The following is a 12,955-nucleotide window of genomic DNA, read 5'->3' on the forward strand; positions in this document are numbered from 1 at the left end:
AAATATGAAACATATAAAATATATAATTACAGCATTCACTGTTCTAATTCTAGCAGCTTCTTGTCTTGATGACACAAGCTCTTTAGACATTCATACCATAGATGATGTTGTAATAGATACCACAGGCGTTAGCGCATTCTCTGTGTATCAATTTGATAACCTAATAGTAGAACCTAACTTGTCTTTTGAAGGACTTTCTGAAGAAAATTTATCTTTTAAATGGCAAATTAATATCGAACCTAATGATACTTTGTATGATGTAATTGGTACTGAACGCAACTTAAATTACGAAATGAAATTTAAATCAAATGTTTCTGGTGAATTTCATCAATTGGTATACACCGTTACAGACGAAATCTCTGGATTGGATTATATTATGGCGTGGCCAGTTAAAGTACTTAACAATATAGGTGAAGGAATTGTAGTTGCCGAAACAACAGGCAATGGAACTTCAGATATTAGCCATATAATGAGCCCTCAAGTAACCACCGATTATGATGATATTAGTGTAAAACATCAAATTTACTCTTCTATTAACGGTGTAAACATAGCGGGCGTAACCAAACAATTACAATATGCAAAAGTATATGGAGTAGATGTAATATTTGGTATTACAGACCAAAGTATTTATAAAATTAACACCATAGATTATACTTTTGGCGGAAGCAATGACGATTTATTTTACGCAAGTAAAGATTCCTATACGCCTAAAGCCATAGGTTCTGTATATCAAGGAAATTTATACATAGACAATGAAGGATTAACCTCTACATATTTAGGTGCTTCTACAAGTTTTGGACTTCCTTTCGATTCAAATTTTACAGTTCCTAGTATTATTGCTGCAAACCCAAATAGCAACCCAGCAGTAGTTATTAGTTTTTACGATGAAGTAAACGAACAATTTGTATACCAACCATCAATTACGCAGTTTGGAGACAATACTATGTATAGTACACCTGCAACAGCGAGCGGTGCATTTACACCTTCTAGTGTTACTAATAAAATAAACTTGGCTGCAGGTGTTAGTACATCAGGAGAATTTAGCCACGTACTAAAAGATAAAACAACTGGAGATATTGCTTTGTACACGTTTGATGCGGGTGTTTACGTATACCCAAGTCCTACTCCACCAAGTCCAACTGGTATGTTCAATTTAAGTGATGCTCCTGAAATTTCACAAGCAAATCAATTTGTACTATTAAACAATCAAAAAGTACTGTATTATGCTACAGATACTAAAATCTATGCTGTTTTATACGCTACAGGAACACCTGTTTACGAAGAACGCTATACTGTAGCTGATGCTTCAGAAGCAATAACTACATTGCAAGTGTACCAACAAGCAGATTACCCTTTAAGAAGTTCGGGTGACTATTTACCACTAAACAACAACGCTTTACTTATGTCTACGTACGACGGAACTGAAGGACGTGTTTACATTTTACCTTTAACTAATTTAGGGGTTGGTACTATAGACAGTGCAAACAGTACTGTTTTTGAAGGTTTTAATCGTATTACAGCAATGACAACGCAACTCTAATAAAGCGAAAACAAAATTACATCGAATGAAAAAAATATTTAAAATAGCTAAAGTAGAGTTAAGTATTTTATTTTACTCACCTATTGCTTGGCTTATACTAATTATATTTATTCTACAATGTGGAATTGCGTTTACAAATATAATTGATGCAAAAGAAATGAGCCAACAGTTAGGCAATAACCTTAAAAACCTAACTATAAGTATTTTTGGAGGTCATGAAGGTTTGTTCAATGCTGTTCAAGATAAACTTTACTTATATATCCCATTGCTAACAATGGGATTAATAAGTAGAGAAACAAGTAGTGGTTCTATTAAATTATTGTTTTCCTCACCGTTAACAAGTCAGCAAATTATTTTAGGTAAATTTTTATCTATGATGCTTTACGGATTATTACTTGTTTCAGTTTTATTTTTAATTGTATTTATCGCTTCATTTAGCATAGAAAATTTAGATTATAAATTCTTATTTGGAGGTATATTAGGACTCTATATTTTAATCTGCACCTACTCTAGTATTGGGTTATTTATGTCGAGCCTCACCTCTTATCAAGTAGTTGCAGCAATTAGTACTTTAGCCGTACTTGCCGCACTAAATTTTATTGGAACCGTAGGTCAAAGTATCGATTTTGTTAGAGATATTACCTATTGGATTTCTATTTCTGGTAGAACTAACAATTTTATCAATGGCTTAATAAGCAGTAAAGATTTAATCTATTTTGCTTTAATTATTTGCCTTTTCTTATACCTAACAGTAATGCGTTTTGATAAAGGCAGAAAACAAGTAAAACAACCTGCATTAACAATTAAATATGCTGCTATAATTTTAACAGTCTTAGGTGTTGGGTATATCAGTTCTTTACCTGCGCTTGATGCTTATTACGATACTACCAGATATAAAAAGAAAACACTTACTAAAAACACACAAGAGTTAATTGCTAAATTAAAAAGTCCGCTAGAAATTACAACCTATGTAAATGTAATTAACGGATATAGCCATTTAGGATCTCCTAAATTTAGAATCTTCGACCTAAATAAATTTTCAGATTTTACTAGATTTCTTCCTGGTTTAGAAATGAATTATATAAACTATTACGATTCAACTTTTACAAGTAGAGATACCAAATACAAAACACTTGAAGAATTTGCCAGAAGATCGGCTGTAGCGCAAGGTTTTGATTTTGAAAAGGTGTTAACACCTGAAGAAATTAGAGCAAAAATTGACCTAAGAGATGAAAATAATTTCTTTGTTAGAAAAATAGCTTATAACGGAAAAACAACCAGTTTACGTATGTTTTACGATATGATTGGTTATCCTGAAGAAGCTGAAATTGCTGCTGCTATTAAACGCTTGCTACAAACACCTCCTAAAATTGGTTTTTTAACCAAAAATGCAGAAAGAAATATTACAAAAACAGGAGATAAAGCGTATAAAGATTTAATAAATACGCCTACTAGTAGAAACTCTTTAATTAATCAAGGCTTTGATTTTACATCTATAGATTTAAACTCAGATACACAAAAATTAGATAGTATAACAGCTCTTGTAATTGCAGATCCAATTATTCCGTATTCAGCAAGTCAATTAAAAGAAATTGCAAATTATATTGATAATGGAGGAAATATTATAATTGCTGGTGAACCTAAAAAACAAGCTATTTTAAATCCTATATTAGAACAATTAGGCTTACAATTTTCTGAAGGACAACTACTTCAAGAATCTAAAGAATTTGAACTGGACTTAATTCAACCTAAAATTACAGAGTTTGCTAAAGAGTTTGGCTTTAATTTAACACCAAAAGACATTATTAGTTTTTCTGGCGCCGTTGCAATTTTAAAAACTGAAACGGATAGTTTATTTGATTATAAACCTATTCTTAAAACAGTTGATACAAAAGTATGGAATCAATTAGGGGCAATAAACTTAAAAACCGATACTTTAAAATTCAATAAAAATAATTCTCAAAAAATTGAAGCACCAGTTGCTGTTGCCCTAACCCGAAAAGTAGATAACAGAGAACAAAAAATTATGGTGTTTGGTGATGCAGATTTTATGAGTAATGGTGAATTAGGTAGATTTAATCTTCGTACAAAAAACGCTCAATTTACAACAGAAATGTTTAAATGGTTTAGTAATAACGAATTTCCGGTGAATACTACACGTATAAAACCTAACGATAATAAAATCACCATAAATCAACAAAATATTAAAAACATTAAAATTCTTTTTATAGCTGTATTGCCTTTATTATTAGGTATTGCTTGTATTCAATTACTTATAAGAAGAAAAAGAAAATAATATAACAGTATGACGCAAATTATAGCAAAAGTTGAAAATTTATCTCATAAATACAGTAGAGATTGGGCTATTAGAGATATAAATTTTGAAGTTCATAACAAAGGTATCTTAGGACTTTTAGGTTCTAATGGTGCTGGTAAATCTACAACCATGAACATTCTTTGTGGTGTAGTAAATCAAACCGAAGGAAATGCTTATATTGATGGTATTAATATGAGAACAAATCCTGTTGAAGCAAAAAAACTTATCGGATTTTTACCTCAAAAAGCACCTTTACATGTAGAATTAACAGTAGATGAATATTTAATCCATTGTGCGTATTTAAGATCAATTCCTTCTTCAGAAATAAAAAAAGCACTAGAAATTGCTAAAGAAAAATGTGGCATCGGCCATTTTAGTAAAAGAGTGCTTAGAAACCTTTCTGGCGGATACCAACAACGTGTAGGTCTTGCACAAGCAATTATTCATAATCCTAAATTAGTGGTTTTAGATGAACCTACTAACGGATTAGATCCTAATCAAATATTAGAAGTTAGAAAACTAATTAAAGAAATAGCAAAAGAAAGAGCTGTTGTTTTATCAACCCATATATTACCTGAAGTACAAGCTACTTGCGACACTATTGTTATGATTGAAGAAGGTAAAATTGTTTTTGCTGATACTATGCATGCCTTTAACAATTATATAGAGCCTAATTCTTTAATTATGGAAATGAATGAACTACCTGCTAACGAAGAACTATTAGCCGTAGAAGGTGTTACCGCTATAGATGTTATCAATAAAAATCAAGTTCGCGTTATTTTTTCTAACAATAAAGATATTACACAAAAACTGATTCGTAAAAGTGTAGAAAAATCGTGGCAACTAAATGAAATCTATTTAGAAAAAACTTCATTAGATGGCGTATTTGCACAACTTTCTGGAAAAACACCAACAAACTAAACTAAAAATTACATCATATTTATGAAAAAAATAGTTAGAATAGCACGTTTAGAACTAAGTATTATGTTCTACTCTCCTATTGCTTGGCTTGTTTTAGTGCTTTTCATTATTCAAACAGGAATTACTTTTACAGAATTACTCTACAGCCAAGAAACCAATCAACAATTAGGAAGACCTCTAAACGTTCTTACAAAAGTGCTTTTTGCTGGTGAAGATGGCATACTTGCTAAAGTACAACGCACCTTATACTTATACATTCCTATACTAACTATGGGGCTGTTTAGTAGAGAAATAAGTAGTGGTTCTATAAAATTATTGTTAACCTCTCCGGTAACATCCCTACAAATTATTTTAGGAAAATACCTTTCTATGTTAGTCTATGGTTTTATACTTTCTCTAATTTTAGCTACATTTATTTTTACTGGAGCTATTTCTATAGAAGCCATAGATGTTAAATTTGTATTGGGTGGTATTTTAGGTGTTTTTCTACTTATTGCTGCGTATTCTGCAATAGGTCTTTATATGTCTAGCCTTACAAGCTATCAAGTAGTAGCTGCTGTAAGTACCTTAGCAATTTTAGCTGTTCTAAATTTTATTGGAACTGTTGGACAAGAATACGATTTTATTAGAGATATTACCTATTGGTTTTCAATATCTGGTAGAACAGATCATCTTGTAAACGGACTTATTAGCAGTAAAGACATTGTTTATTTTATTTTAGTAATTGTATTGTTTTTAGGCTTGGTTTTCTTAAAACTTAACGATGAACGTAAAAACAGTTCGACACTAATTAAAATTGGAAGGTATGCACTTTTAATAGTAGCAATAACCACTTTAGGGTATTATTCTTCACTTCCACTATTTAATAAATATTACGATACTACCAGATTTAAAGACAGAACTTTAACCGAAAATTCTAAAAAATTAATAGATCGATTAGAGGCACCTATCAACATAACAAGTTATGTTAACCTGGTACATTACAGTGCACAATATGGGTCGCCAAAAAATAGAATTAAAGATTTAAGTAGGTTTGAAATGTATCGCAGGTTTATTCCTGAAATGAAGATGAAGTACATCACTTATTACGATACAGTTCCTTATAGAGATACTACAAAAACGCTTTTAGAAAAGGCAAAAACAGCAGCATCTGTCTATAAAATTAATTTTAATGACGTATTAACTCCAGAACAAATTAGAGCAAAAATTAACCTTGCTCCAGAAAACAATAGATTGGTTCGTTTTGTTGAATATAAAGGCAAAACAACACCGCTTCGTATGTTCGATGATATGTTTGTGTATCCTAATGAAGCTGAAATTTCTGTCGCTATAAAAAGATTATTAGATGGTCCTTCGCAAATTGGTTTTTTAGCTAATAATTTAGAAAGAAGTATCAATAGCTTAGATAATAACGGGTACAAAATAATAACAAATGGTACTAATATTAGAGGTTCTTTAATCAACCAAGGTTTTAACCCAATACATATCGACCTAAATACTGTTGAACAAATACCAGATTCTTTAAAAGCATTGGTTATTGCAGATCCTAAAAAAGCCTATTCTGAAAGCGAAAAATTGAAAATTTTAAATTATATAAATACTGGTGGAAATCTACTAATAACTACAGAACCTAGCAATTACAAGTACTTAAATCCAATATTAGACAGCTTAGGTTTAGCAATAAACAAAGGCGTGTTATTACAAGAGTCTGAAAACCATCAATTAGATTTGGTACAAGCTAAATTTACGCCTGAAGCTAAAAAATTCGGATTTTCTTTTTACGAAAATGCTGTAATTGCAACACCAACTACATCTGGAATTTCAATAAAAGACACTTCAAAATTTAAAATAAATACCATTTTAAAATCCAATAAAGACCTTGTATGGAATAGAACAACGCCTTTTGATTTAGAAACCCAACAAGTAAAATTCGATACGCTAACTGATATTAGAGTTGAAGTGCCTATTGCAGTAGCTTTAGAAAGAACCATCAACAATAAAAATCAAAAAATTATGGTGGTTGCAGATGCCGATTTATTGAGCAATGCAGAAATGGCTAGAAATAATTTAACTACTGTTAATAGCTCTTTTGCCATTAGAACATTTAAATGGCTTAATGATGGTATTTACCCTGTAAGTACAGCTAGAAAAAAAGCCATAGATAAAGTTATTAAAGTCTCAAGAACACAAATTTTATGGATTAAAGCTATTTACCTTGCTATTTTACCATTTATTATAGCGTGTATTGGATTAATTATTTTAATGCGAAGAAAACGAAATTAATAGATTGTTTTTTACTTAAACCCACCTATTTTGGTGGGTTTTTTGTTTTAACAACCTCAATCAAACTATCATTGATGGTGGAATACAATGGAGCGTGACAATCTGTTACTTTAGAAAGTATATTAAAATAAAACCGTCATCCCGAACTTGGTTCGGGATCTCATGATGTTAACTAAATCATGATTGGAATTCTTTAGGAACAGATGCTGAAACCGTAGGTTCACGAATTCTAATACATAAAATAACATTTTTAATTTATAAACTTGTTAGTTTTCAGAAGCTGAGTATGGATTCCTACCGGAGTTTATCTTGAGCGGAGTCGAAAGGCAGGAATGACATCTATATTTTGAATTATGAAAAAGTTATAAAGTCATAAAGTTTCTTGTAAGCTATTGGCAACCGTCATCCCGAACTTGGTTCGGGATCTCATGATGTTAACTAGAAACATGATTTAGGTTTAATTGAGACAGATGCTGAAACCCTAGGTTCACGAACTCCAATAATAAAATAAAAAGGAATAGTGAGTAATCAAGTTCAGCATAACGAAGTGAAAGAACGTCATCCCGAACTCGATTAGCTCTGCTGAATCTTCGATTTCGTAAACTCATGATTATAGTTAAAATGCTTAAACTATTTTTTATTTTATCTTCACTTTCATTTTTTCCATCGATGAAAAAACGAAACAAAAAAATCTAGTCTGATGATAATTTAATTGAATCTTACAGAAGTTCCACAGTCGACGCCAGACCGCTACGCTCTTTGGCTTACTTCCTTTGCTTCACTTCCTCAGATTGCTACTTAAATTCTCATAGGACGTTTTAAATCCGTCATCCCGAACTTGGTTCGGGATCTCATGATGTTAGCTAAATGATGATTGGGGTTCTTTAGGTACAGCTACAGAAACCGCAAATTCACAAACTCCAGCAATAAAAAGAGATAGTACACAAACAAGTTGAACCTGACGCAATGCCAATGCTTTAACAACAATTACCCATAAACAACAATCGGTATTTCAACAAAAATCACCCATAAAAAAAGCTCTTCGATATCGAAGAGCTTTTGTGCGGGCGGAGAGACTCGAACTCTCACACCTTGCGGCACTAGATCCTAAGTCTAGCGTGTCTACCAATTCCACCACGCCCGCTTTAGTTATTGTGGGTGCAAATATACACAATAGTTTAAAATTGCAAAGCAGTTTTTCAATATTTTTTATTACCCTTAAAATCCGAATAAAATTATGTATTTTTGGATAAACAAATTATAATCTTAATGAAAAATATTAAATCGTACGTTAGTGAACATAAAGACCGCTTTATTAACGAACTTATCGAGTTACTTAAAATACCATCAATTAGTGCAGATTCTGCCTATAGTCAAGATGTTTTAGATACCGCAGACACTGTAAAAGCAGCACTTTTAAATGCTGGATGCGACCAAGTAGAAATTTGCGACACTCCAGGATATCCAATTGTTTATGGTGAAAAAATAATTGATTCAAATTTACCAACAGTCTTAGTTTATGGACATTATGATGTGCAACCTGCAGACCCAATTGAATTATGGACTTCACCTCCTTTTGAACCTGTTATTAAAACAACCGATAAACATCCTGATGGTGCTATTTTTGCTCGTGGTGCTTGCGACGATAAAGGTCAAATGTATATGCATGTAAAAGCATTGGAATACATGACCCAAAACAACAACCTACCGTGTAATGTAAAATTTATGATTGAAGGTGAAGAAGAAATTGGTTCTTCTAGTTTGGCTTGGTTTGTAGAACGCAATCAAGAAAAATTAGCCAACGATGTTATTTTAATTTCTGATACAGGAATGATCTCTAACTCCCAACCTTCTATAACTACAGGCTTACGTGGTTTAAGTTATGTAGAAGTTGAAGTTACAGGTCCTAATAGAGATTTGCATTCTGGTTTATATGGCGGTGCTGTTGCAAACCCAATTAACATATTAACTAAAATGATTGCTTCTCTACACGATGAAAACAATCATATTACAATTCCTGGTTTTTATGATAATGTTGAAGAATTATCTTTAGAAGAACGAGCTGAAATGGCAAAAGCGCCATTTTCTTTAGAAGCTTATAAAAACGCTTTAAATATTGATGATGTTTATGGCGAAAAAGGCTATACAACAAACGAGCGCAACTCCATTAGACCTACCTTAGATGTTAATGGTATTTGGGGTGGCTATACTGGTGAAGGTGCTAAAACTGTTATTGCAAGTAAAGCCTATGCTAAAATTTCTATGCGCTTAGTTCCTAATCAAGATTGGAAAACAATTACAGACCTCTTTAAAAATCATTTTGAAAGTATTGCCCCAAAAGCTGTAACTGTAAAAGTTACACCACATCATGGCGGACAAGGTTATGTTACTCCAATAGATAATATTGGCTATAAAGCAGCCAACAAAGCGTATACCGAAACTTTTGGAATTCCAGCAATTCCACAACGTTCTGGTGGAAGCATACCAATTGTTGCCTTGTTTGAAAAAGAATTAAAAAGTAAAACTATTTTAATGGGCTTCGGATTAGATAGTGATGCTATTCACTCTCCAAACGAACATTTTGGCGTTTTCAACTACCTAAAAGGGATTGAAACTATCCCATTATTTTATAAATACTTTGCTGAAATGAGTAAAGCATAAGTAAAACAAAAAAATCTCAAATTTTAAAATTTGAGATTTTTTTTATCGTTTAATTGATCTTTAATATAGTTAAGTCCTAAACCTCATCTGTTACCACTTTTTCAAACAGTAACTTTCAACTTTGAGCCTTTGAAACTTTAAAACTTTAAAACTCCAAACCTACATCTTTTTTACATAATCTGTAATAATCACAATTTGCGTAGGACCTACTTTTCCTTCAATATACTTTTCATTTTCAGGATCTAAAGAAATTCTACGTACAGCTGTTCCTTGTTTTGCAACCATACTAGACCCTTTAACTTTTAAATCTTTTATTAAAACTACAGAATCACCAGCTTGTAAAACCACCCCATTTACATCTCTATGGATAACGGCATTTTCATCTTCTTCGGCACCAATACCAGTAGCTTTTGCCCATTCAAGTGTTTCCTCTTCTAAATACATCATATCTAATAAATCTTGAGGCCAACCTTCTGCACGTAATTGTGTTAACATTCTCCAAGCCACCACTTGTACCGCAGGAACTTCACTCCACATACTATCATTTAAACAACGCCAATGATTTGCATCTACAGTATCAGGATTTTCAATTTGATCTATACATACCTTACAAGCAGCAATACTTTCTTTTGATGGTGCTACTTCAAAAGCACTTAAGTTTTCTGTTGCTCCACACAATTCACATGTAGCACCGCTACGCTTTTCTAATTCTTTTGATAAACTCATACTTAATTTTTTAGAATTGCAAAAATACATTTATTTAATTGGTATCGCAACTTGATGTTAAATTCTGTTGTTTTGGGGTATAATAACGGGTTAAAAAAACGTCATTGCGAGCGGAATGCAATGTAGCGCGGCAATCTGTTAATTAAAACCTCAATCAAAATTGTAACAAATATTCAAAAGATTGCAACAGACATACTTCTTTACAATAACAAATTGAAATCAAAATTTCAATACGTCCTATGAGAATTTAAGTAGCAATCTGAGGAAGTGGAGCAACGGGAGTAAGCCAAAGAGGACAGAACGTTAAAAAAATGTTTAGTAAACATTTTTAGAGAATGGGCCAGTTGGCGCCCGGAGTCTGGCGTCGACTGCGTAACTTCCGTAAGATTCAATAAAATCATCATCAGACTAGATTTTTTTGGTTAGCTCACGTCTACCTTATTATTTATTTGGAGTTCGTGAATCTCCTATCGTCGATTTCGTTTTTTTTATCAATGAAACTGCGAAGCACATCACGAATACAAAAACAAATAAAAAGGGGATGAGTAAAAAATGAACGGGTAATTTGATTTCATTAGAAAAAGCTACTGAAACCGAAGGTTCACAAACACCAATAATAAAATAACAAAAAATAGTGAGTAAATAAATTAAGTATAACACCCTACTTCTTAATTTCCCGAGCAGGATTCCCAACATACAAGCCATTATCAGGAATATCTCTAATAACAACAGTTCCGGCACCAATGGTCACCCATTTTCCAATAGTAATTCCTTGAATTACTTGTGCTCCAATACCAATATGACTCCCTTCTCCAACTTTTACATTTCCTGCTAAAGAGGCATTTGGAGAAATATGTACAAAATCTTCCAATTCGCAATCGTGTTCTACAATAGCTCCTGTATTTACAATACAATGTTTTCCTATTTTTGCGGAAGCATTAACTACTGCATGTGCCATAACAGCTGTACCTTTATCAATAAAAGCATATTTAGAAATATAGGCTTTTGAATGTATTACAGTACCATAATTTGCCTGTATTCTTCCTACAATAAACTTTCTAACACTATTAATTCCAACACTTACAATTAATTCATCAATCAATTCTTTGTCAAAAGTATCATAATCAAAAACGGGTATCGATAACAATTCTTTTATAGTTGTATTATCATCAAAAATACCATCAATTTTTTTTGAAGTTGAAGACTCTATACTATCTATTATCACTTTACAATGACCACTTGCTCCATATAAATACATAACTAATTATTTCCTTTAAATCGGCTCATTGCTACGGTTGAGCTCGCATTAACACCTTCAGATTTTACTACTTTTTTAATTGTTTTTATTACAATTTTTACATCTAATTTAAAACTTAAATGCCTCACATACCAAACATCATATTCAAATTTTTGCTGCCAACTAATAGCATTTCTACCATTTACTTGTGCCCAACCTGTAATTCCTGGCTTTACATGATGACGCTTTTTTTGTTCATTCGAGTATAAAGGTAAGTATTCTGGCAATAAGGGTCTAGGCCCAATTAAACTCATATCTCCTTTTAGTACATTTATCAGCTGAGGCAATTCATCTAACGATGTTTTACGTACAAAACTACCTATTTTAGTTAAACGCTCTTTATCGGATAATAAATTACCTGCTTTATCTTTTTTGTCGGTCATTGTTTTAAACTTGATAATTTTAAATAATTGTTCGTTTAAACCTGGTCGTACTTGAAAAAAGAACGGTTTTCCCTTATTTGCTAGTGCTAGTAATAGTATAATTATTACTAAAATTGGAGATAACACTAGCAGCCCAATAAATGCAAGTATGGTATCTAGTATTCGTTTAAAGTATGCTTTGTACACTTTTTTTGAGGTAAATTTAGGGGTTTTATATGGATTTTGCTATATATCGCTATTTCAAACTCTGTTACATTATATATAATAACGTGTTATAAATACAAATTGTAGTGGTTGCAACTTTTTTGTAATGACGATACCATACTCTATTCCGTCATTGCGAGCGGAATGCAATGTAGCGCGGCAATCTGTTAATTTAAAACCTATATCTAAATTGTAACAAATATTCAAAAGATTGCTACAGTTATGTTTTCATTATATTACAAACACGCTCTCGCAATGACGATACCATACTTTATTCCGTCATTACGGGATGGAGCGTAAAGAAAATGTTCGGTGAACATTTTTAGTGATCAGGCCAGCCGGCGCAAGGGAAAAAAGACGAAGTAATCTGTATCTTATAATCTAAACTATGCTTTTATAGTAAGCAACAGATTGCCGCGGTTGTGTTTTCATTGCATTACAAACACGCCCTCGCAATGACGATACCATACTTTATTCCGTCATTACGGGATGGAGCGTAAAGAAAATGTTCGGTGAACATTTTTAGTGATCAGGCCAGCCGGCGCAAGGGAAAAGCGACGAAGTAATCTGTATCTTATAATCTAAACTATGCTTTTATAGTAAGCAACAGATTGCCGCGGTTG

The 12,955-nt window shown here is 32.3% G+C and carries 8 protein-coding genes and 1 tRNA gene; 5 read left to right on the plus strand and 4 right to left on the minus strand.

What is annotated here, in order from left to right; genetic code table 11:
- Window positions 1–4: 4 nt before the first annotated feature.
- The 4 genes from MKD41_RS08240 to MKD41_RS08255 are packed head-to-tail and all read left to right on the plus strand — an operon-like array spanning window position 5 to window position 7,061.
- The gene (locus tag MKD41_RS08240; RefSeq protein ID WP_240244953.1) at window positions 5–1,540 is read left to right on the plus strand and encodes a PKD-like family lipoprotein; all 1,536 of its coding nucleotides are present in this window, start codon (window positions 5–7) and stop codon (window positions 1,538–1,540) included.
- A gap of 25 nt (window positions 1,541–1,565) precedes the next feature.
- A complete protein-coding gene (locus MKD41_RS08245; RefSeq protein WP_240244954.1) occupies window positions 1,566–3,836 on the plus strand; it encodes a Gldg family protein in 2,271 nt (756 codons plus the stop codon).
- A 9-nt stretch (window positions 3,837–3,845) separates the two neighbouring features.
- A complete protein-coding gene (locus MKD41_RS08250) occupies window positions 3,846–4,778 on the plus strand; it encodes an ABC transporter ATP-binding protein (protein WP_240244955.1) in 933 nt (310 codons plus the stop codon).
- A gap of 21 nt (window positions 4,779–4,799) precedes the next feature.
- Window positions 4,800–7,061, plus strand: coding sequence for a Gldg family protein (locus MKD41_RS08255; protein WP_240244956.1), 2,262 nt, complete (start codon window positions 4,800–4,802; stop codon window positions 7,059–7,061).
- 1,062 nt (window positions 7,062–8,123) lie between these two features.
- On the opposite strand, the gene MKD41_RS08260 is transcribed toward MKD41_RS08255, so the two are convergent.
- Window positions 8,124–8,205: transfer RNA gene (locus MKD41_RS08260), tRNA-Leu, on the minus strand.
- A 125-nt stretch (window positions 8,206–8,330) separates the two neighbouring features.
- Between MKD41_RS08260 and MKD41_RS08265 the strand changes: the two genes are divergently transcribed.
- Window positions 8,331–9,722 carry a dipeptidase gene (locus MKD41_RS08265; RefSeq protein ID WP_240244957.1) on the plus strand — a complete coding sequence of 464 codons (1,392 nt, stop codon included), beginning with the start codon at window positions 8,331–8,333 and terminating at the stop codon, window positions 9,720–9,722.
- Window positions 9,723–9,881: 159 nt separating this feature from the next.
- Here MKD41_RS08265 and MKD41_RS08270 read toward each other — a convergent pair whose 3' ends face one another.
- From MKD41_RS08270 to MKD41_RS08280, 3 genes are all read right to left on the minus strand, one after another.
- The gene (locus tag MKD41_RS08270; RefSeq protein WP_240244958.1) at window positions 9,882–10,448 is read right to left on the minus strand and encodes a PhnA domain-containing protein; all 567 of its coding nucleotides are present in this window, start codon (window positions 10,446–10,448) and stop codon (window positions 9,882–9,884) included.
- 661 nt (window positions 10,449–11,109) lie between these two features.
- Window positions 11,110–11,706, minus strand: coding sequence for an acetyltransferase (locus MKD41_RS08275; protein WP_240244959.1), 597 nt, complete (start codon window positions 11,704–11,706; stop codon window positions 11,110–11,112).
- A 2-nt stretch (window positions 11,707–11,708) separates the two neighbouring features.
- Window positions 11,709–12,314, minus strand: a complete 606-nt coding sequence (locus tag MKD41_RS08280; protein ID WP_240244960.1) for a sugar transferase — start codon at window positions 12,312–12,314, stop codon at window positions 11,709–11,711.
- Between the last annotated feature and the right edge of the window lie 641 nt (window positions 12,315–12,955).

This window comes from Lutibacter sp. A64, assembly GCF_022429565.1.
Lineage (GTDB): Bacteria > Bacteroidota > Bacteroidia > Flavobacteriales > Flavobacteriaceae > Lutibacter.